This window comes from Lysinibacillus sp. NPDC056185 (assembly GCF_047737915.1).
Lineage (GTDB): Bacteria > Bacillota > Bacilli > Bacillales_A > Planococcaceae > Lysinibacillus.
Map to the genome: position 1 here is coordinate 1 of NZ_JBLLLQ010000005.1, position 23,505 is coordinate 23,505.

At 36.8% G+C, this 23,505-nt stretch carries 23 protein-coding genes, 1 rRNA gene and 1 pseudogene; 12 read left to right on the top strand and 13 right to left on the bottom strand.

Features of this window, described 5'->3' with window-relative positions:
• Positions 1 to 105, top strand: a 5S ribosomal RNA gene (gene rrf / locus ACMZ42_RS06680); the annotation flags it as partial.
• Between the two features lie 168 nt (positions 106 to 273).
• Here the strand turns inward: rrf and ACMZ42_RS06685 are convergent.
• Complete coding sequence (locus tag ACMZ42_RS06685; protein WP_415730944.1) at positions 274 to 546, bottom strand: hypothetical protein; 273 nt, start codon at positions 544 to 546, stop codon at positions 274 to 276.
• A 606-nt stretch (positions 547 to 1,152) separates the two neighbouring features.
• Positions 1,153 to 1,410: pseudogene (locus tag ACMZ42_RS06690) on the bottom strand (IS3 family transposase); the annotation flags it as partial.
• Positions 1,411 to 1,643: 233 nt separating this feature from the next.
• On the opposite strand from ACMZ42_RS06690, the gene ACMZ42_RS06695 reads away from it, so the two are divergent.
• Positions 1,644 to 2,849 carry an alpha/beta hydrolase gene (locus ACMZ42_RS06695; protein ID WP_415730945.1) on the top strand — a complete coding sequence of 402 codons (1,206 nt, stop codon included), beginning with the start codon at positions 1,644 to 1,646 and terminating at the stop codon, positions 2,847 to 2,849.
• Between the two features lie 486 nt (positions 2,850 to 3,335).
• On the opposite strand, the gene helD is transcribed toward ACMZ42_RS06695, so the two are convergent.
• Positions 3,336 to 5,573 (bottom strand): RNA polymerase recycling motor HelD, encoded by a 2,238-nt coding sequence (gene helD / locus ACMZ42_RS06700; protein ID WP_415730946.1) that lies wholly within the window; start codon positions 5,571 to 5,573, stop codon positions 3,336 to 3,338.
• A gap of 172 nt (positions 5,574 to 5,745) precedes the next feature.
• Here helD and ACMZ42_RS06705 point away from each other — a divergent pair, with 172 nt between their 5' ends.
• Positions 5,746 to 6,465, top strand: coding sequence for a glycerophosphodiester phosphodiesterase (locus ACMZ42_RS06705; protein ID WP_402875256.1), 720 nt, complete (start codon positions 5,746 to 5,748; stop codon positions 6,463 to 6,465).
• A 346-nt stretch (positions 6,466 to 6,811) separates the two neighbouring features.
• On the opposite strand, the gene ACMZ42_RS06710 is transcribed toward ACMZ42_RS06705, so the two are convergent.
• Together ACMZ42_RS06710 and ACMZ42_RS06715 are read right to left on the bottom strand one after the other, a co-directional pair.
• Positions 6,812 to 7,417: a hypothetical protein gene (locus tag ACMZ42_RS06710; protein ID WP_415730947.1), complete on the bottom strand. Its 606-nt coding sequence runs from the start codon at positions 7,415 to 7,417 to the stop codon at positions 6,812 to 6,814.
• Positions 7,418 to 7,535: 118 nt separating this feature from the next.
• On the bottom strand, positions 7,536 to 8,558 hold the full coding sequence (locus tag ACMZ42_RS06715; RefSeq protein ID WP_415730948.1) for a DUF2804 domain-containing protein: 1,023 nt from the start codon (positions 8,556 to 8,558) through the stop codon (positions 7,536 to 7,538).
• A gap of 183 nt (positions 8,559 to 8,741) precedes the next feature.
• Between ACMZ42_RS06715 and ACMZ42_RS06720 the strand changes: the two genes are divergently transcribed.
• Positions 8,742 to 9,236, top strand: coding sequence for an amidase domain-containing protein (locus tag ACMZ42_RS06720; protein WP_370083649.1), 495 nt, complete (start codon positions 8,742 to 8,744; stop codon positions 9,234 to 9,236).
• Between the two features lie 97 nt (positions 9,237 to 9,333).
• A complete protein-coding gene (locus tag ACMZ42_RS06725) occupies positions 9,334 to 9,906 on the top strand; it encodes a nitroreductase (protein WP_415730949.1) in 573 nt (190 codons plus the stop codon).
• Between the two features lie 45 nt (positions 9,907 to 9,951).
• On the opposite strand, the gene ACMZ42_RS06730 is transcribed toward ACMZ42_RS06725, so the two are convergent.
• From ACMZ42_RS06730 to ACMZ42_RS06740, 3 genes are all read right to left on the bottom strand, one after another.
• Positions 9,952 to 11,334 (bottom strand): dipeptidase, encoded by a 1,383-nt coding sequence (locus ACMZ42_RS06730; RefSeq protein ID WP_415730950.1) that lies wholly within the window; start codon positions 11,332 to 11,334, stop codon positions 9,952 to 9,954.
• A 258-nt stretch (positions 11,335 to 11,592) separates the two neighbouring features.
• A complete protein-coding gene (locus tag ACMZ42_RS06735; RefSeq protein WP_415730951.1) occupies positions 11,593 to 12,219 on the bottom strand; it encodes a nitroreductase family protein in 627 nt (208 codons plus the stop codon).
• A 28-nt stretch (positions 12,220 to 12,247) separates the two neighbouring features.
• Positions 12,248 to 12,652: an Ohr family peroxiredoxin gene (locus tag ACMZ42_RS06740; RefSeq protein ID WP_049667871.1), complete on the bottom strand. Its 405-nt coding sequence runs from the start codon at positions 12,650 to 12,652 to the stop codon at positions 12,248 to 12,250.
• Between the two features lie 149 nt (positions 12,653 to 12,801).
• Between ACMZ42_RS06740 and ACMZ42_RS06745 the strand changes: the two genes are divergently transcribed.
• The 3 genes from ACMZ42_RS06745 to ACMZ42_RS06755 all read left to right on the top strand — a co-directional run bounded on the left by ACMZ42_RS06745 (position 12,802) and on the right by ACMZ42_RS06755 (position 14,403).
• The gene (locus tag ACMZ42_RS06745) at positions 12,802 to 13,248 is read left to right on the top strand and encodes a MarR family winged helix-turn-helix transcriptional regulator (protein WP_415730952.1); all 447 of its coding nucleotides are present in this window, start codon (positions 12,802 to 12,804) and stop codon (positions 13,246 to 13,248) included.
• Between the two features lie 312 nt (positions 13,249 to 13,560).
• A complete protein-coding gene (locus ACMZ42_RS06750; RefSeq protein WP_415731086.1) occupies positions 13,561 to 13,707 on the top strand; it encodes a hypothetical protein in 147 nt (48 codons plus the stop codon).
• A 150-nt stretch (positions 13,708 to 13,857) separates the two neighbouring features.
• Complete coding sequence (locus ACMZ42_RS06755; protein WP_415730953.1) at positions 13,858 to 14,403, top strand: NADPH-dependent FMN reductase; 546 nt, start codon at positions 13,858 to 13,860, stop codon at positions 14,401 to 14,403.
• Positions 14,404 to 14,622: 219 nt separating this feature from the next.
• Here ACMZ42_RS06755 and ACMZ42_RS06760 read toward each other — a convergent pair whose 3' ends face one another.
• The 3 genes from ACMZ42_RS06760 to ACMZ42_RS06770 all read right to left on the bottom strand — a co-directional run bounded on the left by ACMZ42_RS06760 (position 14,623) and on the right by ACMZ42_RS06770 (position 17,896).
• The gene (locus tag ACMZ42_RS06760; protein ID WP_415730954.1) at positions 14,623 to 15,267 is read right to left on the bottom strand and encodes a methyltransferase family protein; all 645 of its coding nucleotides are present in this window, start codon (positions 15,265 to 15,267) and stop codon (positions 14,623 to 14,625) included.
• A 21-nt stretch (positions 15,268 to 15,288) separates the two neighbouring features.
• Positions 15,289 to 16,086: a MerR family transcriptional regulator gene (locus ACMZ42_RS06765; RefSeq protein ID WP_415730955.1), complete on the bottom strand. Its 798-nt coding sequence runs from the start codon at positions 16,084 to 16,086 to the stop codon at positions 15,289 to 15,291.
• 400 nt (positions 16,087 to 16,486) lie between these two features.
• Complete coding sequence (locus tag ACMZ42_RS06770; RefSeq protein ID WP_415730956.1) at positions 16,487 to 17,896, bottom strand: PLP-dependent aminotransferase family protein; 1,410 nt, start codon at positions 17,894 to 17,896, stop codon at positions 16,487 to 16,489.
• A 140-nt stretch (positions 17,897 to 18,036) separates the two neighbouring features.
• On the opposite strand from ACMZ42_RS06770, the gene ACMZ42_RS06775 reads away from it, so the two are divergent.
• The 3 genes from ACMZ42_RS06775 (at position 18,037) to ACMZ42_RS06785 (ending at position 20,320) form a co-directional block, all read left to right on the top strand.
• Positions 18,037 to 18,693 (top strand): type 1 glutamine amidotransferase, encoded by a 657-nt coding sequence (locus ACMZ42_RS06775; RefSeq protein WP_415730957.1) that lies wholly within the window; start codon positions 18,037 to 18,039, stop codon positions 18,691 to 18,693.
• Between the two features lie 16 nt (positions 18,694 to 18,709).
• Positions 18,710 to 19,636 carry an alpha/beta hydrolase gene (locus ACMZ42_RS06780; protein WP_415730958.1) on the top strand — a complete coding sequence of 309 codons (927 nt, stop codon included), beginning with the start codon at positions 18,710 to 18,712 and terminating at the stop codon, positions 19,634 to 19,636.
• 258 nt (positions 19,637 to 19,894) lie between these two features.
• Positions 19,895 to 20,320 (top strand): hypothetical protein, encoded by a 426-nt coding sequence (locus tag ACMZ42_RS06785; protein ID WP_415730959.1) that lies wholly within the window; start codon positions 19,895 to 19,897, stop codon positions 20,318 to 20,320.
• A 57-nt stretch (positions 20,321 to 20,377) separates the two neighbouring features.
• On the opposite strand, the gene ACMZ42_RS06790 is transcribed toward ACMZ42_RS06785, so the two are convergent.
• Positions 20,378 to 21,247, bottom strand: a complete 870-nt coding sequence (locus ACMZ42_RS06790; RefSeq protein WP_415730960.1) for a DMT family transporter — start codon at positions 21,245 to 21,247, stop codon at positions 20,378 to 20,380.
• Between the two features lie 230 nt (positions 21,248 to 21,477).
• Entirely contained in the window at positions 21,478 to 22,221 is a 744-nt protein-coding gene (locus tag ACMZ42_RS06795) for an SDR family NAD(P)-dependent oxidoreductase (protein WP_415730961.1), read from the bottom strand.
• Positions 22,222 to 22,365: 144 nt separating this feature from the next.
• Here ACMZ42_RS06795 and ACMZ42_RS06800 point away from each other — a divergent pair, with 144 nt between their 5' ends.
• Positions 22,366 to 23,487: a LuxR C-terminal-related transcriptional regulator gene (locus ACMZ42_RS06800; RefSeq protein WP_415730962.1), complete on the top strand. Its 1,122-nt coding sequence runs from the start codon at positions 22,366 to 22,368 to the stop codon at positions 23,485 to 23,487.
• Positions 23,488 to 23,505 lie beyond the last annotated feature (18 nt).

The following is a 23,505-nucleotide window of genomic DNA, read 5'->3' on the forward strand; positions in this document are numbered from 1 at the left end:
TGGCAAAGAGGTCACACCCGTTCCCATACCGAACACGGAAGTTAAGCTCTTTAGCGCCGATGGTAGTTGGGGGCTTCCCCCTGTGAGAGTAGGACGTCGCTAGGCACCTGAAAAAGTCGAGGATTTATTCCTCGGCTTTTTTTTCTGTGAAAATAAATAACCCCTTGGTCTATGAATATTCTAAAAATAGATAGAGAATCGGTATGGAGTTTTAAAAGCCAACGGAAAAGCAAAGGTATCTGTTTAGAGTAATTTCGATTAATTCTTTTTTGGTTAGATTAAATTATTCGCGATTCTTTGTATGGGTATAGCATGAAATAAATAAATCCAAAGCATTCGATGTGATAGCGCAACGAGTGCTTTTTTCTTGCCTCTTCTAGTTGCGATTGTCCAGTGCTTTTCTAATGCATGTTTTTGTTTCCAATATTGATGAATAAGGAAACGTTGATATTCCGTGAGTATTTCGAATAACGAATCGGTATTCATCTGTTTTTTAGGCATCACTCTTCCATGTAAACTTGTTTCCATATCCATTTCATTAGCCAATATTCAACTGCTGGAACAAAGCTCGCTTTTCAATTAATCCATGCCGCAGTAGTTTCGTAATCCATTTCGCATGAGAAACATCTGTTTCCCTTAAAGAGGTAGTCTTAAGTGAATAGCACTCAATCCAATCTCAAAAAATAAAGTTGAAAATAATAATCATAACAATCCAAAGAAGCTTTTATCAAAACATGTTCAAAAGTAAGCAAAGATTGATTTGCATATTTCCCCAGAAAGTTTTACCCTTCAATAGCAGCAACCATTAAGAAAAGATTTCCGATAAAAGGATGTCCTTTTTTGCTTTTTATAATTTTATATAAAGAGTTAAAAATGATTCTTGATGATTCGACTGTTGCAAGTAATACAGAGTAGTACTAGCATTAACTCTAGGGTTATGCCATACACAAAATCCAAATAGTGCTAGCTTCTATAGGTGGTAAGATGAATGCTGGTTTATTCGCTGAAATAGAGGAACTCTGTCTAAGAACGCCACGTCCTGTGGTAATGATTGAGTGACCAACATCATGTTGTTGCTGTCGCTTCGCTTTCGCAAAGTCAAAAACACGTTGCTGACAAGCTGTGGTGTGTCAACACTAAACTGGACAAAGATTATATGGGCTGTTGCTTGAATTCCACTGGTGTTAAATAGCTTAGAGTTCCGTGAATACGAATATTGTTGATCCAATGAACATAATCATCAAGTTCAAGAGCGAGCTGTTCAAGAGAAGTGAAATGAGCTCCATTAGCGAATTCCGTTTTAAATACTTTAAACATCGCTTCAGCCACGGCATTATCATAAGGACATCCTTTCATACTCAATGAACGCTGGATATCGAATATTTCAAGTGCCTCAGAAATAAGCTTGTTAAGTGAACTGGAATTAGTTTTTTATGATATTGGTTTGGATTATAAAAAGACAACACCATTGCAAAAGCTGTGGGCTGTTTGAATGAAGTAAAGGATGAGGATCAATGACTCACACAACGATTTTGTAGGGGTTTCATCAATAAATTAGGGTCAAAGTCTTTTGGTAAAGCTAAGTATTTTTTGATACTTTCATAAGTTAAGATATTTGATTGATTATGGAGGGATTTAGAAAAATGAAACAGGAACAACAAAAACATCCAACCCCATGGCGTCCTAGGGGTTTTATTCAATGGTTACTAACAATCATTGCAGTAATTGCATTTTTTTTCATTAGCATTATGACATACTATATTTGGAATCCAGGCGGTTTTCCTAATATAATGAGTGCCCTTGGAGCAGGTGCATTGATAATACCTACGCTTCTATTAAGTATAACTGTTGTGATCATAATTTTATTAGTATTAGCTGTCTGGAGGAAAGCTTTAATAGCTCGGACAATTTTGATTCCTCTAGTTTTATTATTAAGTTTTTTAACTGTAGAGCCAATTATTGAAATGTTACATTACGCTAAAAACGAGAGTGTTTCCGTTTCGCTTCGTTCTCATTTTTTCGGTAAGACAGAAATCACATCAAAATTCACACAGGACGTTGTATACATGACAACCTCTGATGGTGTGGAATTAAAGCTTGATGTGTGGCCAGCCAATGAAGACTCAAAAAAACCACTTCATCCTGCTATTGTACAAGTGCATGGAGGTGGATGGGTTGAGGGGGATAAAAATAGAGCACCTCATTGGAATCAATGGTTAAGTGAATTAGGATATACTGTGTTTGATATACAATATCGTATGCCACCTCATGCAGGATGGAAAGATGAAGTAGCTGATGTAAAATCAGCAATAGGATGGGTGGCAGAACATGCGGATGCTTACAAAATTGATCCTGAAAAAATAAACGTAATGGGACGGTCAGCAGGTGGAAATCTGGCTATGCTAGCTGCCTATAGTATGGGGGATACACAGTTACCTCCTTCATCAAATGTACCTTCAGTAACTATTAACTCTGTGATTAATGTATACGGTCCGTCTGATATGGAGAAAGTTTATAAAAATAGTCCAAGTCCTGACTATGTGCAAGATGTTATGAAGAAATATATTGGAGGTACACCTTCACAATTCCCTGATCGTTATAAAATACTTTCTCCGATCAGTTATATTCAAAGCAAGACACCTCCTACTATTACACTTTTAGGAACGAGTGACCGAATTTTTCTAGAAGAACAGGCTGAAATTTTGGACAGGAAGCTAAAAGAAAATAACGTTCCCCATGAACTTTATCTTATTCCAAGAGTCGATCATGCTTTTGATGCAGTATCAAATAGTTTGAGCACTCAATTTACTTATGAAAAAGTAAAGGCTTTTCTTCAAAAGCATAATTAGTAAACATAAGTATTTTTAGGGGAAATACGATCTTCTTTAGTGGGGGAACGCCGTTTTTTCGACAAAATGCGTCTGCTCTTTTTTATGTTTATTCGGCGGTAGGCGATGGGTCATGAACGTATCGATATATTGGGTTAACTATTCTTTTTATCATAAATTTGTAACTATCTTCATATAGTATTAGTAAGCCTATGAAAGGAGTCGTTATCATGCGCATGCCGGCACTACCTAAAAAGAAGTCTCCTCAAAGGGAAGCACCAAGGTCATGGTGGAAAGTTGTAAAAGCGTACTTATCCAGAGGGAGGTTTTACCGTTTACCACCTCGGAATCGATAAATCAGATTTAAATGTTCGATGAAAAAAAGTCGCTTTAATAGCGACTTTTTTATCTTCTTTCAGCTGGGTTTTGATTGTAGCGACAGCTACAAATGTTTTCTGTAGCGAAAGAGAAGCGGCAGCTACAATTACACCAAGGCGAAAATATTTATTATATCTGTTCATTTTCTAATAGAAATGTATTTTTTGTTGGGCCAATTAAATAAAGCTCATGCATGGCTCGAGTGAGTGCCACATAAAGTAGCTTGCGATCAACCTTCGTATCGTAGAAAGGTGTATCGAAGGCAGCTACGATCACAGCATCAAATTCAAGGCCCTTTGCTAAATGACTCGGAACAACGAGCAATAATTCCTGATTGATGGACTCATTTTCAGTTAGAAGCTGCGAAGCAATTTTTTTGTCCTTTAATGCTTGCTGCATTGTTTTTGCCTCAGCAGTCGTTTTGCAAATTAAAGCAACGGAATGGTGTCCATTGCCTCGAATGGCTTCAAAAATTTCTTTAATTTGCAGGGCATCAAATGATTGAGCTTGTATATAGGTAGGGGCATTGCCATGACGCACTACTGGCTCTACTAATGGAAGCTGTTCATCCATTTGTGCTAAGACTTTGTTTGCAACCTCCATAATTTCAATGGTTGTTCGATAGCTTTTTTGCAGTGTTCTAAAGCTTGCTCTAGGAAATAGATTTTGGACAGGTTCCCAGGCAGTAAGGGAACGATAGCTGTGAATTCCTTGTGCTAAATCACCGACCATTGTAAACATATCTGTTTCAAGCCCAGTCTTTAAAGCAGCAAGCTGAAATAAACTATAGTCCTGTACTTCATCGATGAAAACGACTCGCATTTTCCATTCATCTGGAATGCCCTTTATACGAGCTTGTAAAAAATAAAGTGCAGCTAAATCTTCAAGCACCCATTGTTCTTTAGCATGTGCTTGTAAAAATTGCTGTTGCTCAAGATAATGCCATTCTGGAGCAAGTTCTGCTAAAAGCTCAGCATTTGTTAGAAGAGAACGATAGAGAGTCTTGATGTTATGTTTAGAAAAGCGCCGCATATAAACAGTTGCGGTTGACTTTGCCTCTTTTTCAATAGCAGGAATGCGTTCATCACGCTCATCAATAAACTTCGTGACAACACGACGTCGTTTGTCATCATCACGAAATCCATCAAGTGCTCTGCCAAGTGCTTCATCATATTTTTTATGAAGTGTATTTAAAATAGCCTGTTTCTTTTGACGAGCATGGCTTGCAAGCACTTTTTTTATATGTGCTAGTCGTTTTTCAATCGGCATATAAGAAAATTCATATAAAAATAGCTTCTTTAAATGGGAGGCACGCATAATGCAATATTTTTCAATGAATACATCCTCAAACTGATTGGCGATTTCTTGTTCGATTTTTTGAACATATCGTTCTATTACATCACGGTAATAAAGTGAGCCCTTCATTTCGGATATCCAAGAAGCTGCCTGTTGGGGTTCTCCTGCAACAAGAGATTCTAACTGCTCATTTGGGTTTTGAAGTTTCAATTTTAGCTTCGTCGCAGCTAGAACGTAATCGGTAAAGGTTGTTTGGCAAATTTTATCGACACCAAGCTCTGGTAAAACATCACCAATATAATCGATAAATAACTTATTCGGTGCTAAAATCATAAGCTGCTCAGGATTAAAATGCTCGCCCATCGTGTAGAGGAAGTAAGATATTCGGTGTAGGGCAATTGTTGTTTTTCCACTACCAGCAGCACCTTGTACGATAATAGGCTGACGAAGATGTGCTCGTATAATTTCGTTTTGCTCCTTTTGAATAGTGGAGACGATTTCAGTCAAACGCACATCTGCTTTTCCAGCTAACGCTTCTTGCAGTAATTCATCGTTTGTTGTTAAATCAATATCCCGTAAATCGAGCAATTCACCATCATTAATTTTATATTGGCGTTTGGCAAATAGATGTCCCTTATGGATTTCTCCACGCACATCATATTCCATATCCCCAAGGCGACCATCATAATAGACGTTTGCTACTGGTGAACGCCAATCGACTATTATAGGCTCATGGGTTTCTCGATGAAACAAAGATGTTTTTCCGATATAAAGAAATTCTTCAGGATCTCCTGTCTTTTGAAAATGAATTCGGGCAAAGTATGGCTTTTTTCGAATAGCCTCTAAGCCTTCCTTTTGGTTTCGGGCCATTTCAAAGAAACGAGCATTTGCTAAGATATTATTATAGCCCAAACTGGAATCTAAATAATCAAGATCTGCCATCGACTTACGAATATTCTCCTGAGCAGATTGCAAACCTCTTTGTGATTCATTTAAAATTTGCTGCATGTAATTTTTAGTGTAAGCTAGCCGCTCCACTTCAGCCTGAAAATCTGGATGTTGTGCAGTCATTTTTTAGCACCTCCTAAGTACTTGCATTTTCAAGTAGATTCTCATACTACTATATATAATATTTACCATCAAGTGAAATTGTAATAGGCTTATTAAGGGAGAAGAGAAATCGAAATTTAATGGCCCGCCTGTTAACGAGTTGAGAGGTGGGCGAAATAGGAGGTTATCGAATTTGAATATTTTTGCCCATAGAGGCGTTTCGGCACATTACCCAGAAAACACTATGGCTGCTTTTATGGCCGCATCAAAGCTTCCGATTACAGGGATTGAACTAGATGTTCATTTAACAGCGGATAGGGAGTTAGTCGTTATTCATGATGAAACAATCGATCGTACATCTAATGGCTCTGGCTACGTAAAGGATTACACGCTACAAGAGCTCCGTGCATTTGATTATGGTTCATGGTTTTCTTCTAAATTTGAAGAGGAGAGAATCCCAACTCTAGGAGACGTTTTAGAGCTATTTGCAGGCACTAATCATCGTATTAATATTGAGCTCAAAACCGATATATTTCCATATAACGGGATAGAAGCACTTGTTATTAAGGAGGTAGCTGCATTTCAAATGACAGAGAGAGTAATAATTTCCTCCTTCAATCATGAATCTATTCAAATCGTCGCACAAAGAGCACCCTATATTGAAAAAGCGGCACTGTTTGCCGAAATTTTAGTTGATTTTAACGGCTACGCAGCTCAAATCCCGGCAGATGCTATACATGTCAGCCTACCTACAGCATTTCGGAGATCCATTCAAGAAGCTCTTAATGAAGGAGCAACTGTCCGTGTCTATACGGTTAATGATGTTGAGCAAGCAAAGCAATTACAGCAGCTCGGTGTACAGGCAATATTTACAGACGACCCGGAAAAGATAGTAGCAGGATTGACGGATTAGTTGGGGTGAATGGCCAGGGTTTGGGGATAGAAATCAAAGCGACGGATAGAACGGCAAAAGTGGCGGATAGGACGGCAAAAGTGACGGATAGGAATCAGAGCGTCGGAAAGAATGGCGAGAGCGACGGAAAGAAAAACCGAAGCGACGGATAGAACGGTCAAAGTCGTGGATAGAGAAGTGAAAGTGAAAGTGGCGGATAGAACGGCAAAAGTGACGGATAGGATTCAGAGTGATGGAAAGAAGAGACGAAGTGACGGAAAGAAAAGCCGAAGCGACGTATAGGAATCAGAGCGACGTATAGGAATCAGAGCGACGGAAAGAAAAGCCGAAGCGACGGATAGAATGGTCAAAGCGACGGATAGGAAGTCGAGAGCGACGGAAAGAAGAGCTGAAGCGACGGATAGGAATCAGAGCGACGGAAAGAAAAACCGAAGTGACGGATAAAATGGTCAAAGCGACGGATAGAAAGTCGAGAACGACGGAAAGAAAAGTCGAAGCGACGGATAGGAATCAGAGCGACGGAAAGAAGAGCCGAAGCGACGGATAGAAAGTCGAGAACGACGGAAAGAAAAGCCGAAGTGACGGATAGAATGGTCAAAGCGACGGATAGGAAATCGAGAGCGACGGATAGAACGGTCAAAGTCGTGGATAGAGCAACCAAATTCATGGATAGAGCAACCAAAATCGTGGATAGAGCAACCAAAATCGTGGATAGCCCCGACAGAGTGATGGATAGAAAGGCAAAAGTAGCGGTAGAAGAGCCAAAGTGACGGATAGAAATCAGAGCGACGGAAAGAAGAGCTGAAGTGACGGAAGGAATCATCAGAGCGACGGAAAGAAAAGCCGAAGCGACGGATAGAATCGTCAAAGTCGTGGATAGAACAGCCGAAATCGTGGATAGAACAGCCAAAATCGTGGATAGCCCCGGCAAAGCGACAGATAAAAACGCCAATTCGCCGAAAAAGGCGCCATTTAAAGGCTTTTTCGGATTTAACGCGCTGAGGGTACGCGAATCAGTGCGTTAAATCCTAGTATGAGAAGAGAATAGCAAGGAATTAATTTTTTTGTTCTTACCACTTTACGCGATTTTCTTCGATGCTGCCTAGCATTTGTTGGATGACAAGTGTTTCGCCATTGTCTAGTAATACGGAGCCGTCGTAGTAGCCAAACATTTGATGTACTTCAGATTTTATGAGACCAGCTTTTGTGACGGATACACGCTCGAAAAATGGGGAAAATGTTAATGAAACTTGGTTAGTGAATTTAGTCTTGATTTTCCATCGTTGCATTAAATCCTCTTGATTATAATTAAACAGTACATCCTCATGTATTTTTGTCATTTTTCCTTCAACGAAAACAGCATTTTCGGTCATTCCTGTTCCGTCTGTCCATTTACCACCTAAATTGAGTCCGATTCGTCTTCCTCGGACTCGCTGTGAGGCCATTCCCCAATTCCATGTGAATGTACGGGGCCAAACGCCACGACTGTATTCTAGGACAGAGAAGTTTTCCTCAGGGGAAAATGTAAAGCGACGATTACCAATTGTCACAAATCCTGAAGTAGGGAGTGTATGATGCTTACCTGTAAATTGGAATGTTTTACGGTTCCAAGGGATGACTACATTCAATGACTCATCTGTAGGCGGATGCTGAATGACAAGCTTTGCACGTAAAACATCTCCATCGAAGTCTGGGATTGAAACGGATAGATGTGTTTCATTTTGTACATATGTCATATCAATCATCATTTCACTATTTTTGAAGGATACTGAATCTAGCACCTGCGTAGGCATTTTTAACTTTCCACCCAATGGAATGGTAATTGTTTTTTCAAAATAGCGCTGTGTTTCATATTCAAGGAAATAGACGAAGCAGACCGCTGCGTAGTCTAGATGGCTAATAGTAGCTGAGAAGATGATCTCATCACCGTAGACACACCAATAATTCCATTTCTTTTTGCGCATGATATGGCCACTTAAATTGCTGTTTATTAGAGGTTTACGAGCAAATCCGATGGCAGCTGGATTTAAATTACCTTTTTTATCGCATAAAAGAGTAGGTTGTATAATTTCTTTCTCAGCATGCTGCTTCAATTTCAACATCCCTTCTGATTCGTAATATAGAAGCCTATAATTCCTTACCCTTATTGTAGCAAAAACTATCTCAAAATTGGCAAAGATAGTGCCAAATAAGACCACATTCGACATTTTTATGAATAAGGACCTAGCTAATAGAAATCCCTCTTTATACATATGTTGAACATAAGGAGGGGAAGCGTGGCAAAAATGTATAACAGACAGGCCGCTGTACAGTATGCGAACTTGTGGTGGAACAGGCGTAATCCAGCATTTCCGAATTTTACTGTTGATTGTACGAACTATATATCTCAATGTTTACTTGCTGGAGGAGCACCAATGCGAGGTGCTCCAAACAGAGGGAAAGGTTGGTGGGTTCAACATGGAAATTGGAGCTTTAGTTGGTCTGTTGCACATTCCCTTAGATGGTATTTGGAAGGCTCTACAACAGGGTTGAAGGGTAGGCGTGTACAATCTGCCGAAGAATTAGAACTTGGAGATGTCATATTTTATGATTTCCAGGGGGATGGAAGAGTTGATCATTCCGTAATTGTGACAAGTATCGAAAATGGTATCCCATATGTTAACGCACACACTTCAGATAGTATTAAGCGACCATATTTTTATGAAGATTCAACGGCTTATACGCCGAGCATGACTTATCATTATATTCATATAGAAGATAGTTTTGCTTAAGGTGAAGCAGTGTTAAAGCTCATCATTTTGTGATAATGTGAAGGGTAGAAGATATCAATTTTAATTATTGTAGTGTTATAGAAGGAGATAAGAGTATATGAGCGAACAATTTTTATCTGTTAGGGACGCGATTATTGAGCGTCGTTCTATTAAAAAATTTAATGGCCAGCCTGTAGATCGTGAAGATTTAATGGCCATTATTGACGATGCCGTATGGGCACCGAATCATGGGAATCGAGAGCCTTGGCGTTTAGTCGTTGCATGCGGCAAGGAGTTAGCTGCTCTTCATAATTTATTGCGTGATTTAACGATACCGAAATGGCAGGAGCTTTCAAGTGAAGATTTAGCGAAGCAAATGACGAAATTCACATTACCGGGTGGCTATGCTTTTGTCATTGTTCCAGAGGATGCTCGACAAAAAGAGCGCTTAGAAGATTACGGAGCGGCAAGTATTTTTATTCAAAATATTCAATTGCTAGCTTGGGATAAAGGAATAGGCTCATGCTGGAAAACGCCTGGCTTCCTAGATAATCCGAAATTCCGTGAAGCCTTAAAGGTTCAGCCGGGTGAGCGCGTAATCGCGATGCTACAAGTTGGCTATTTTGATGAAGTACCAAAAGGGAAAGAACGTAAAACATCAGCAGATATCGTTACGATTTTTGGAGAATAATATAGCAAAATCCCCTCGTTACAAGAAACGAGGGGATTTGTTATTTTACTTTTGTAATTCAGCAACCTCGAATAAATAATCACTTAAAACACGTAATCCTTTATCGAAGTTTTCTAAATGGAAGTGTTCATTTGGTGCATGGAAGTTTTCGCTTGATAAGCCGAAGCCCATTAGCACTACTGGTAATTCTAAAATTTCATCAAAAGCTGCCACGATAGGGATTGATCCTCCTCCACGTGTGTAAGCAGTTGGCACATTATATACTTTTTCGTATGAGCGGCCAGCAGCTTGGATAAATGGATGATCAAATGGTGTTAAGAATGGACGACCTTTATCGAATTCAGAGATCGTCACTTCAACGCCAGTTGGCTTATGTTTTTCAATATGTGCTTTTAATAGTGCTACAATTTCATTTGGTTCTTGATTTGGCACTAGACGGCATGTGATTTTTGCGCCAGCCTCAGCAGGAAGTACTGTTTTAATGCCTTCGCCAGAGAAGCCACCAAACACACCATTGACCTCTAATGTTGGGCGTGCCCAAGTACGTTCTAAATAGGAATAACCAGCTTCACCGAATAATTCCTTCACACCAACTTCTTCCTTCACGGATTCTTCATCAAAACCAAGCGCACGATAAGCTTCGCGTTCCTCTTCAGATAATGGTAAAACTTTATCGTAGAAGCCCTCAACCTGAATTGTGCCATGCTCATCACGGAAGGATGCTAAAATATCAGCTAATGCATGAATGGCGTTTTGAACACCGCCACCGTAAAGACCGGAGTGAAGGTCACCTTTTGCACCACGAACATCAATTTGAACCCCCGTTAATCCACGTAATCCATAGCATACAGCAGGCTTACCAGGACCATATAAACCTGTATCAGAAATCAAAATTAAGTCAGCAGCTAGTTTCTCTTTATGCTCTTCAACATAGGCTGGAAGGTTAGGACTACCAATCTCTTCTTCACCCTCATAGATGAACTTCACGTTCACTGGTAAAGTGCCCTTTGTCGCAAATAATGCTTCAATCATTTTTAAGTGCATAAACACTTGCCCTTTATCGTCACTAGCACCACGAGCGAATAGTTTGTTGTCTCGAATTGTCGGGTTGAATGGTTCCGTTTCCCATAAATTTAGTGGGTCAACCGGTTGTACATCATAATGACCGTAAAATAGAATAGTTGGTTTATCCTCTGCGTGTAACCAATCCGCATAAACAACAGGGTGACCTGCAGTTTGCGTAATAGAGACATTCTCAAGATTTAGCTTCTTAAAAGCGTTTGCCAGCCACTCAGCGGCATTTTGAATATCTCCTTTATGCTCTGATAAAGAACTAATACTTGGGATACGTAAAAATTCATTTAATTCATTTAAGTGTGCTTCGCGATGTTCTGAAAAATACGCATCTAATTGCTGTAAATTTGTCATCTAGCATCCCTCTTTTCAAATATTTCGATAATAGAAATAGTATAGCATAATGTGGTTGGGGAATCTTGTTATAGCAATGGTTCCTGCCATATTTAGCTAGCCCAACTGCCTGTAAAGTTGGTTGATTAATTCACAGACCATTTCTTACTGGATGCTTGTCACTCACATACTTTCATCACTGTTCTTTTCTATTTATTAAAAAGCAATGTCCTCAAATCATTCAAGGACATTGCCAAAATCGATCGTACAACCGATAAATTATTTATTGAAGCGTACAAGGCGCTCAATTGGAAGACGTGAAGAACCATAAGCTGGCCCAGCTGCCTCGCCAATCGCTAGTAATAAAATAGGCACTTCGTTAGGTGGTAATTCCATATATTCAGCAAATTTTGATTTATCGAAGCCTCCCATTGCGACTGTATCAAAGCCCATTTCCTTCGCTAATAGCATAATTTGCATTGAAATTAAGCCTGCGTCAAAGTGAACGATATTTAGAAGCGCTTCTTTTGGAATCGCACCATACATTGCTAGAGAATCCTGGGCAAGCTTACTTGCAATTTCTTCAGGCATATAGCCTAGCTCAACATTTTTTGCATAAATTTCCTCTGCATTTAGATACATTTCTGTATCTCCAATGACAGCGATAATGGCAGATGCTGTTTCGATTTGTTCTTGATTAAATGAAAAAAAATTAATGTTCTTTTGGATTTCTTTATCATCGATGACGATAAAGCGCCATGGCTGCATATTGCTTGAAGATGGGGATGAAGTTGCATCTTCTAACAGTTGCATAATCGTTTCACGAGAAATCGTTGTGTTAGCATTGTATTTACGAACCGATTTGCGCTCGTGCATAATTTGTTTTACTGGTTTAGTTGTTGTCATTTTATTTCCCTCTTTTACAAAATATAAATTAAACTGCTTTAATTGTTACATTGATATTGCCCATTGTCGCTTTTGAATATGGACAAACGGTATGTGTAATTTCTAATAATTGCTGTGCCTCTTCAATCGATAAGCCTTCAATATGTCCTTCAATGTCAACAGCAAGCACGTAGTCAAATGCAGCTTGCTCCATTAGTTTAACCGTTGCTTTAATTGTTGATGCCCCTTGAATTTTCTTTTGACGTTTAATTAAATCTAACGCGCTATTAAAGCAAGCGCTATAACCTGCTGCAAATAGTTGTTCTGGGTTTGTAACATCCGCTAATTTCGAGCCAGGTGGTGCAATATTTAATGATAACGATTGATCCTCTGCATACGATTTACCATTACGGCCACCGTTATTAATCATTGTTGTTGTATATAATTCTTTCATAAGATTAACCTCCTTTTATGTGGCACAATTAAATTAGATTGTGCACAATTTAATTGTGCGTAATAGATTGTATACAATTTAATTGTGTTTGACAAGTAGAAACTTTATTTTTAATATTAGTATCAAAAGTACTTTAAGAGGGGATTCCTATGCCGAATCATTTAGATAATCAACTATGCTTTCTTTTGTATGCGACTTCAAAGGAAATCATTCGACAATATACGTTGTTATTAAAGCCATACGATTTAACTTATACAGGTTATATTGCCATACTAGCGATAGAGGACGATGAGCAAATTACGGTGAAGGAATTGGGGCAACGTTTATTTTTAGACTCTGGTACATTAACACCAGTACTAAAAAAGTTAGAGGCAACAGGCTACGTCCTTCGTGAGCGTTCCAAGGAAGACGAGCGACAAATGCAAATCTATTTAACAAAAGCAGGAATTGAAGTGCGCCAAAAGCTATCTGAAGTGTCACGTCAAGTAATGAAGAAAACGAACATTTCAGAGCAGCAGTATGTGCAGCTAAAAAACGCCCTTCAAGATATTTTACAAAACGACTTGCCAATCAAAGATGAAAAGCTAGGAAAATAAAATGATTTATGAGTCTCTCCCTGAACTATTGGATCAATTCACATAGGATTCAGCCACAAAATGTTAACGCCAGCTATCAAGTTGGCGTTTTTTTATTTTATATCCAATCTAGCCCACAAACCCCAAAGACATGGCTATATCCTACAAATTAATATAACTGTTAAAAAGAAATAGAAGCGTTGAAATGGATGAACGTAATGCAGCAGGAAACTATGTCGTGATTGAACATGCTAATAATGAATTTAGTATGGTTGCACATTTTAAAAAGAACGCAATTTTAGTAAAATCAACATCGTAACAGAAGGGCAACTTATTGGGAAATGCGGAAACTCTGGTAATTCATCAGAACCTCATATTCATTTTCAGGTAATGGATTCCCCGGATATTGTATATGGAAAGTCCATTCGTATTCTTTTTAAAGATGGTAATGAGCCAATACAAGGGGATACAATATCTTAAACATACGAAGCGAAAGCAAAGTGTCAGGTATGGAAGTCTCTCACCTCTATAGGTGAGATGAACGCGGGATTAAGTTACTCTTCGATAAGATAGTTCGAAATTTTTGATTTTTATGTATTTGCGCATGTATTCTATTCAAGAGGTGATAGAATGGCCACACATAAAAAGATAATAGCTATTTCAGGTAGCATTCGAGAAGGCTCTTCCAATACGAATATATTAAAGGCTTTAGCAGCTTTTATTCCTGAAAGTATTGATTATTCAATTTATAACGGAATACAAGACCTTCCGCATTTCAACCCGGATATAGACGGAACGGAACCGCCAGCTGTTGTCGAGAGTTTTAGAAAAACGTTAGCTGAATCAGATGCGCTTATTATTTGTACGCCAGAATACGCAAAAAGTGTTCCAGGAGTTTTGAAAAATGCTTTAGAGTGGCTTGTCTCATCTGCCGAACTTTATAAAAAACCAGTAGCTGTTATAACAGCTTCTCCAGCAATTACTGGGGGAGACAAAGCGCATGAATCTTTACTACTTACGCTGGGAATGCTTGATACTAACATTGTTGAAGATGGATCATTGCTAGTCCCATCTGTCGGAACTAAATTTAACGATAATGCTACAGTGAAAGACGAGAGCACTAAGCAATCACTTATCGACCTTATTAATAGTTTAGTGTACGAGATTAATAAATAATAAACTTTATAATTCACAATAAATTGGTGTAGCTACTGCGGTTTCTAAAAAGAGCTATAGACCATATTTTATGCCTTACTCCTAGCAGGGGTAGGCTTTTTCTTTTATGGATAAGAAATTGACGCCGAAACAACAAGCATTTGCTGATGCTGAAAGAAGTAAAAAAGATCACCTTAAATAGGTGATCTTGAATACTCCGTTTTCAAATTTCGTTACTATTTACCAAATAAAAGGAATTAGTTTTTTAGTTTTCTGTTTATATAATGTAAATTGTTCTCCGTACTTGTTTTGTAAGTAATCATCAGATTTTGGAATATAGCCAAAAATAAATACTAAGAATAAAAATAGAGGGATAAGCAAACTATAAATATTGTTAGAGATTAGCGCTAAGCCTAGTACCCAAAGGCAATCTCCGAGATAATTAATATGAATCGCATATTTAAATAAACCGCCTGTATATAGTTTACCTTTGTTTTCAGGATTGTCTTTAAAAGGTTTTCTAAGTAATTCTGAAACCGTGTTTAACATACTGCCACCTAAAAATAATATCCAGCCTACAATAAGTACTATTAAGTTTGGATCCTGATTACTAGTAATCATTAAAATGGGGAAACCTAAATAATAAATCCCAAAAGCTAGACTATTCATGATGGCTTCTTGCCATGCAATACCTCTAGGCAACCATATAAACATCATAGCTGTTAATCGTAAAGCTGTAATAATTAAAGCAATAAAAAGCCCTAGTGAAATGCCTGATTTGTCATATGTAATGAAAAGTAAGTAATAAGCAATGATTAAATAGATAATCTCAGCAACTAAAATTAAGATTTTTTCTTTTATCGTTGACTTGTTTATACCATACATTGTGAGACGCTCCTTCATTTTTTATTTAATGGGGAAGTATACCTCTGTAATATTATTTTCCTCAGGTGTGTTATAGGGGTCCGTTAGATAAACTTCAAACGGAGCACCGTTCAGTTTATAGTTATTTTCATCAATCCAAACATGCAGCTTTGTATGAATTGAAGGTAATTCATCGTAAGAGCCAATAAGCGTAGCCATTGCGCAAAGACCAGGATTAAACACTTTTGTTTTATTGGTGGCCATCGCAAGGGGAATCGCAATTTCTACATCATAATTTTCAGGTTCATATTCTGAGCTATGGAAAATAGCAAGTGGCTTTGCAATAGGTGATAAATTTTCAAACAAAATTTTACTAAACAACTCATTAAAATGTATTAGAAAATCAGCGGTATTTATTTGTTTTCGTTGAGATACTATATGATAGGTTAAGTGATCCACAAGTTTAATCTCAATCTGATCTAAATAACCCATGATATTTTCCTCTTCTTCTAATAGTTGAATATCATGCTTTAATTTTTTTGACAACGAAGAATAAAATGTAATTTGTTGTGTTAGATTTTCTTGCTTGGCTTTCATTTTAGAGTTAAGAAGTTCAGTATTCTCCCAATTAGCTAAAATAACCTTGATTTCTTCTAATGAAAATAAATAGCTTTTTAAGCGTGCAATCAATAAAGCTGTTTCTAATTGAGAAATATTGTAATAGCGATAGTTGTTTTTAGCGTCTATGAAAGCAGGTTTTAAAAGTCCAATTTCATCATAATAGCGAAGAGTCTTCAATGTGAGATGTGAGACCTTTGAAAACTCACCGATTGTAAGCATAACAATCACCTCCTGTTTTAAATATAATGCTTCCTGTAAGGGGAGGGTCAACAATGTAGCTAATTTTTTTATCGTCATATAAAATATTGGCGGAAATTGATTGTGAGACTGCATTAGGGTGGGAGTAGTTCAATGAATTTGATTTAAACCTCAAGTTGGTTATACATTCCACAGGTGTTAGTCAAACTGTTGATAAGAAATCTAAGGTGCAGTTTTATATGGGGATATTATTTATTTAGATAAAAGGAAAAAGTTGATCCAGAAAGTCATGTAAAAAAGGACTTCTTGGATCAACTTTAGAGGTAATGGCTATCCTTATACGAACTTCTTCATCAGTTACTGAATGTTTTGCCTACTGTGTCAAAAATGTCTCTGTTTGAAATGAACTGACCTCAAAAGGTTATTTACCGTCTCCTTTTGGAACAGCTTCATGACTAATAATAGAAGATAATAATTGAATTCCACTTTCGATTTGGTGTTCTGATAATGCTCCGAATCCCAACATAATTATGGATTCTGGCTTTTGAAGAGACCAATGGACATTTGGGGAATAAATTCGAACCCCCAATTTTTCAGCTTCAATAATTAAATCCTCCGCTTTTATATGTTTTAAATAAAGTAATACATGCAGACCAGCTTTTTCTCCTATTACTTCAACAAAAGGGTATAAGTAATTTTCAATTGCTTTTAATAGTACTTTATGTTTCTTTTGATATGTTGTTTTCATGCGACGTAAATGTTTTTCAAAATAACCTTCTTCCATAAAATGTGCAAGTGCATCTTGAATAATCAGTGAAGCCCCTTGACTATATGATTTAAGATGTTGAATACCATTTTTAACTAAATCTTCAGGTAGAATTACGTAGCTACATCTTATGGAAGGTGAAAAACTTTTTGAAAATGTGCCACAGTAAATCACTCGATTCTCATTATCTAATGATTTCAAAGGAGGTATAGGTTTTCCAATATGGCGAAATTCACTATCATAATCATCTTCTATAATGTAACTCTCATTTCTCTTTGCCCACTCTAATAGCTCCAGTCTTTTTTTTATAGGTAAAACCATTCCCATCGGAAATTGATGTGAAGCAGTAATATAAACAGCTTTTGTTAAAGTCTGTTTCAAATGCGAAACAGAAATACCATCTTCATCTAATGGAATGTCACAAATTTTGCACTGACTCTGAACGAATGCTGCTCTCGCTTCTTCATAGCCAGGATTTTCGATAGCTACCATAGTTGATGATAAATCTAATAAGCGTGTAATGAATTGTAAGCTTTGTTGAGTACCACCAAAAATAAAAATCTGATCACTCGTACAATTAATTCCTCTAGATTTACGGACATAATGTGATATTTGCTTTCTCAAATGCAACTCGCCTTGTTTTTCTCCATAGCTAGTCATATTATTAATATTTTCTAAAGCTCTATTCATACACTTTCTCCAAGCTCGAAGAGGGAATTTGGAGGGATCTAATGAACTATAAAAGAAATCGATTGAAATGTTAGGTGACTCGACTTCTTCGTCATGATTGATGGGGCTAGGGTCTGATATAAATTTGAAATTTTCGAAAGGTAGAATGAAAATGCCACTTCTTGGTTTGCTTTCTACATATCCTTCAGCAAGTAACTGCTGGTAGACAGAGTGTATAACTTGTTTGCTAACATTTAAATCGTGAGCAAGAAATCGAATGGAAGGTAATTTTTCGCCAGCTATTAAGTTACCTAATTGTATTTCATTTTTTATATAATTATATAATTGCACATGAAAAGGCTCATGGTTTTTACTTCGATCAAAACAAAAAAACATAATTCTCTCCTTAAACTGTCCTATTTAAAAAATAACAAACTGTCTCTTTTCAATATGACAGTTCTATTTTATTCTATCATTATTCGAATTACAAAAGACTAACATATATCTTTATATGGAATTTAAGGAGAAGATAAAAATTGACGACATATGTTTTACAGCATGTTCCATTCGAAACTCCTGGCATTATAGAAGAAATCGAATCATATACGATTATTAAAATGTACGAAGATGCACAATTACCTTCAATAGAAGAAGTTAGTATGTTAATTATCTTAGGGGGACCAATGAGTGTAAATGATTCAATTCCTTGGTTAGAATCGGAAAAAATATTTATAAAAGAAATAATCAAAGCAAATAAACCAATTTTAGGAATCTGTTTAGGGGCACAACTCATTGCAAAAATTTTAGGTGCAGAGGTTTATAAAAATCCGAAAGGTAAAGAAGTAGGTTTTTATCAGGTAAAAAAAGTTACTAACGAATATGATTTTTTACCTAGTACACTCGAAGTTTTGCATTGGCATGGAGATACTTTCGAACTTCCTAAAGAAAGTAAGAGACTGTATTCAACTGATGCTTGTTCAAATCAAGCCTTTATCTATAATTCAAATGTAATTGGTTTGCAATTTCACTTAGAAATGACTAAAAATACGTTGTTGCAATTAGTGGAGGAAGATAAAAATAATATAGAAGGTAGTATTTATGAACAAACGGCCGAAACGATTTTAAACACTTCCATTCCATCTGAAAATAAAAAAGTATTAGCAGAGATTTTAAACTATTTAAAAATTAACTAAAAAGGAAGAAGTATTTATGGATCAAAGAGTACATCCAGATTTAAAAGAAACATTTTCATCTTTAGAAGAAATGACACTGACAGTTGAGAATATAAAAGATATCCGAAGAAAAAGTAGAGAGATGATAGTGCCCTATCAAAATAAGAATCTAATTTTAGAAGAACAATGGATAAATGATAGTGAAAAGTTAAGGATTAAAATTTATCGTCCAAAATATCAAAAGGATACATTGCCTGGTGTTTTATATATACACGGCGGTGGTTATATTTTTGGATCAGTAGAAGGTAACGATGAAAAATGCGGGGAAATTGTAGAGAAGGTAAATTGTGTAGTTATTTCAGTAGATTATCGGTTAGCTCCTGAACACCCATATCCTGCTGCGATTGAAGATTGCTATATTGCATTGCAATGGTTTGCTAAAAATGCTCGGCAATACAATGTTGATCCTGATAACATAGCTGTTCTAGGAGGTAGTACAGGAGGCGGTTTAACAGCAGCACTTTCTCTAATGGCAAGAGATCGAAAGGGGCCAAAAATTAAATTTCAAATGCCTTTATTTCCTATGATCGATGACAGCTGTCAATCAAAATCTAGTAAAGAAATTATTGATAAACGTGTGTGGTGCGGCGATTTTAATAGACTTGCTTGGAATCAATATTTAAAAAATAATATTGGAAAGAAAACGCCTATTTATGCTGCACCAGCTAGAGCAAAAGATTATTCAAATCTGCCTCCTACTTATACAACAGTCGGAGAACTTGATCCTTTTAGAGATGAAACATTACAATACGTTACAAATTTATTAAATGCAGGTGTACCAGTAGAATTTCATCTCTATCCAGGATGTTTCCATGAGTTTGAAGCAATAGTTCCAAATGCGGCTATAAGTAAATTGGCAACGGAAGAAACTTATCGAGCATTGAAAAAAGCATTATACAACTAATATGGGCTTAACTTTATCTTAATTTTCTCTTCAAACAAGATTTATTGTTTAGCATTTGCAAGTGTAATTAATAATTTCTAACGCAAAAAGCATCTACTCTCGGGGTTGCTTTTTGTGTTGCTATTAGATTTTGTCGCCGGCTTTTAAGGCGAAAATGTCTTCAAATTCTTTACAAATAGGAGTAGTTTTGAAATATTCCGAATCTTTAGTTTTGTGTTAATATATTTACTGAACTATATTTTATAAGGGGGTTTTTAAATGTCTTCTACGACAACTTTAATCGAAGATTTTCAAAGTTTTTTTAATCGTTTTCAAAAAGTGTGGAATGGTTGCAACGCAGATGAAATGAATGCGTTAATTTCGCCAGATATAGAAGTACGGTGGGTAGGGCCTGGTACTGATATTTCAGATTGGGGATACGAAGAGGCTTGTAATGGTTGGATAGAAGCATTTAATCTTTATGAAGGTCATGATCCAAAATGGCACTTTAAAGAATTGCATATTACACCTGCATCTGAAAATGAAGTGATTGCAACGTTTTGGGTAACTTTTGAAATGGATGGGAAATTTATAGATGTAGTGAAATTATTTGTTCAGAGATTTAGGAAAGAACAAAATGATGAATGGAAACTAATAAGAGAATATTGTGAGCACCTGAATTCGGAATCTTTTATTTCTAACTAACCTAGGTTCTCGCTAAATTATAAAAAGCTGAATGAGATCATTCAGCTTTTAGTATGTTTATTCTCGAATAACTAATAGTACACCGCTAAAGATTAATGCAGTTCCAGCCCAAAAGGATAGGCCTATTTGTTCGCCTAGTAATAGCCATCCTAGGAAGGTGCCGACGATTGGTTGAAAGAAGAAAAATAAACCACCACTTGCGGCGTTAAGCATCTGTAATCCACGATTCCACAGTAAGAAGCCACACGCTGTAGAGATAACACCTAAGTAGAGTAAGCCACCCCAAATGGATGGTTCTGCCATAGCATGTAAGTCTAATTTTATTAGTCGTGGAATGGCTAAAGGTGTTAAAACAATGATAGCGACTAGTGTTCCGTAGCTTGTGACAACGATTTGTGAATACTGCTCCGGTACCCGTTTAATAAGGACGGACATCAGTGACCAGGTTAGTGCAGCGATTAGTAAAGCAACCCCACCTAATTGATGTGAGGAATCGATATGTGCACTTCCTACGATCATATAGACCCCAAATGTCGCTAGAATAATAGAAACAGCTTTTTTTAAAGTGATTTTTTCTTTTAAAATGAATCTCGCAAAAACAACCATAAATGCCGGTGTCGTTGCTGTAATGATGGCGCCCATTTGAGCAGTAGACAGCATAGTACCCATCTCTTGGGCAACGATAGAAATCGTATTTCCAATTAGCCCAATCATAAAGATTAACAGCCAGTCTCGTTTATCAATTCGCCACGATTGTTTTGTAATAATGCCAATGATGATCAAAGCAATTATTGCAATCATATAGCGTAGCCATACTAATTCTAAAGGTGGTACGGTATCGACAACTACCTTTACTACTACATACATGCCGCCCCAAATGCTAGCAGCAAGTGATAAATATAAGGAACCTAATAAGGTATTTTTCATTTTTTCCCCTCCGTTATCTCTAGACAATACCTGTCCTTAACGGAGATATGAAGATTCTCCGTTAAGGGAGAATAACTTCAGGTACATCGTGTTCAAATAATGGTGAAAAGATCATAATATAACCAGCTCCTTTTATAGTATTTCATTTATCATATAACATTTTTTTGAATTTGAGAGAAAAAAATGATCTGAGCCCGGTAAAATGTACCGAATTCAGACCATGTAATAGATTATTGAGCTGTATAGCCGCCATCAACAAGTAGGGTAGTACCATTGACAAAGCTTGCATCATCGCTTGCTAAAAATAGCACGGCTCTTGCTATTTCCTCTGGTTTTCCTAGTCTGCCTTGTGGATGAAGTGAAGCTAAATATTCTTTCTGTTGAGCATCTACTTCAGAGAGTAGGGGAGTTTCGATGTATCCCGGACATACGGCATTAACACGAATGCCTTCTTTTGCATAAGTAGTACATAAGTTTTGTGTTAACAGTTTTACGCCACCTTTTGCAGAGGAGTAGGCTGTTGGAGCTGGTAAGGAAACAAAACTATGAATGGAACCAGCGTTAACGATAACACCGCCTGTACCTTGTTTAAGAAATTGTTCAATTGCATATTTATCAGAAAGAAATACACCCGATAAATTAATATCAATCGTTCTTTTCCATTTTTCGTAGGATAATTCATGTGCTGGAGCATCATCAGCTACGCCAGCGTTTGCATACATAATATCTAGCTTGCCGTATTTATTGATCGTTTCATTAATCATGTTTTGGATTTCTTCTTCTTTTGTTACATCTGTTTTAACGAAAAGAGTATCATATCCATGACTATTTAATTCTTCTGAGATGCTTTGTCCACGATCAGAAAAATCAGCAATAACTACTTTTGCTCCTTCTTCAACAAATAGGCGAACAGTCGCTTCGCCAATGCCACTTGCGCCACCTGTTACGATTGCTACTTTATCTTTTAATTTCATTTTTTATCCCGCCTTTTATTTTGCTGTTGGTATATTTACATCATACTCGTTTGATTCTGAAATACTATCCTATAAGATGCTGTATAATATTGAGTTTATATCGTCCATTTATAGGGTAATTGATTGTGAAGGAGCAGGATTTATATGACCCATTCAAATGAAGAAGTTACATTCCAAGAATTCGTCTTGTTTATTAAAATCTATAGCAAACAGCTAGAAGAAAATATAAATATCTATCTTAATCTAGAGCCTTCTATTTCTGAGTCGGAACGAAAAAGGACTACGATGCTGTTGGATTCGTTTATTCTTCTGTTAACTCATATCGATATTGAAGATATAAATGAAGCATATGGTGATTATTTAGATACGTGGCTTCAATCACAATTATCCATTATAGATATGAGAAGCTTTAACCTGTTTCAATTAATTTTTGAGAAGTCCTTGATTACCTTTATGATTCAACAGAAACATAGCCGAATGAACGTAATATTAATGTTTTTACTATCGATGTTTACTTATCTTGTTCAAAGTTATAACAAGTATGAGGAAGAGTATAAGACAAATTCCAAATCACATGAAAGTTTGGAACTGAAAAACCTTCTATTCCTAGATCAATTTAATAAGCTATTAATTCGTTGCTCGGGATATCAAGATTTAGCCTATATATTAAAAAAATGTGAAGAGTATTTTCGATATAAAAGATGTGTCTTTTATGCATATGTCCCATGGTCAAATCAATTCCAAGGGGTCATTGGGGCGGAGCTCTCAAAAGTACAGAGCATGAAGGGGCAGCTCACTGCACAACATTTAGTTTTTGGTTACAAGAAACCGATTTATTTAAGAGACCCTAAAAATTATGTAAAAGAAGAGCATATAAAATTATTTGATTTGTCCTCTGTGATTTTTATACCGATTATTCATGAAGATCAATTGTTTGGGTGGCTGACATTTGATCAGTTAGGTGAAGAATTTGATTGCACTAAAGATGACTTACAGTTACTTGAACAAGTTGGGCAACGCTTAGGGTTATTTTTATCAAGAAAAGGTGAAAAAGCGGAGAAATCCTCAGAGCTTCACTTAACTGAACGGGAAGCAATGATTTTGGGTTTATTAGCAGAAGGGTATGACAATAAAAAAATAGGTAGCTTCCTGTTTTTAAGCGAGCACACAGTAAGAGATTATGTCAGTAGTTTAATGACAAAGCTAAAAGCAAAAAACCGTACTCAAGTTGTCGCTTCTGCTTTTCGAATGGGACTGTTGAATTAAGTGTTTAAAATGTATGAA

Bases quoted from the DNA above. Each gene is read 5' to 3' on its own strand.
- ACMZ42_RS06695 (WP_415730945.1), top strand. From the start codon at position 1,644: ATGAAACAGGAACAACAAAAACATCCAACCCCATGGCGTCCTAGGGGT.
- helD (WP_415730946.1), bottom strand. From the start codon at position 5,573: ATGACTGCACAACATCCAGATTTTCAGGCTGAAGTGGAGCGGCTAGCT.
- ACMZ42_RS06725 (WP_415730949.1), top strand. From the start codon at position 9,334: ATGAGCGAACAATTTTTATCTGTTAGGGACGCGATTATTGAGCGTCGT.
- ACMZ42_RS06730 (WP_415730950.1), bottom strand. From the start codon at position 11,334: ATGACAAATTTACAGCAATTAGATGCGTATTTTTCAGAACATCGCGAA.
- ACMZ42_RS06735 (WP_415730951.1), bottom strand. From the start codon at position 12,219: ATGACAACAACTAAACCAGTAAAACAAATTATGCACGAGCGCAAATCG.
- ACMZ42_RS06740 (WP_049667871.1), bottom strand. From the start codon at position 12,652: ATGAAAGAATTATATACAACAACAATGATTAATAACGGTGGCCGTAAT.
- ACMZ42_RS06745 (WP_415730952.1), top strand. From the start codon at position 12,802: ATGCCGAATCATTTAGATAATCAACTATGCTTTCTTTTGTATGCGACT.
- ACMZ42_RS06755 (WP_415730953.1), top strand. From the start codon at position 13,858: ATGGCCACACATAAAAAGATAATAGCTATTTCAGGTAGCATTCGAGAA.
- ACMZ42_RS06760 (WP_415730954.1), bottom strand. From the start codon at position 15,267: ATGTATGGTATAAACAAGTCAACGATAAAAGAAAAAATCTTAATTTTA.
- ACMZ42_RS06765 (WP_415730955.1), bottom strand. From the start codon at position 16,086: ATGCTTACAATCGGTGAGTTTTCAAAGGTCTCACATCTCACATTGAAG.
- ACMZ42_RS06770 (WP_415730956.1), bottom strand. From the start codon at position 17,896: ATGTTTTTTTGTTTTGATCGAAGTAAAAACCATGAGCCTTTTCATGTG.
- ACMZ42_RS06780 (WP_415730958.1), top strand. From the start codon at position 18,710: ATGGATCAAAGAGTACATCCAGATTTAAAAGAAACATTTTCATCTTTA.
- ACMZ42_RS06785 (WP_415730959.1), top strand. From the start codon at position 19,895: ATGTCTTCTACGACAACTTTAATCGAAGATTTTCAAAGTTTTTTTAAT.
- ACMZ42_RS06790 (WP_415730960.1), bottom strand. From the start codon at position 21,247: ATGAAAAATACCTTATTAGGTTCCTTATATTTATCACTTGCTGCTAGC.
- ACMZ42_RS06795 (WP_415730961.1), bottom strand. From the start codon at position 22,221: ATGAAATTAAAAGATAAAGTAGCAATCGTAACAGGTGGCGCAAGTGGC.
- ACMZ42_RS06800 (WP_415730962.1), top strand. From the start codon at position 22,366: ATGACCCATTCAAATGAAGAAGTTACATTCCAAGAATTCGTCTTGTTT.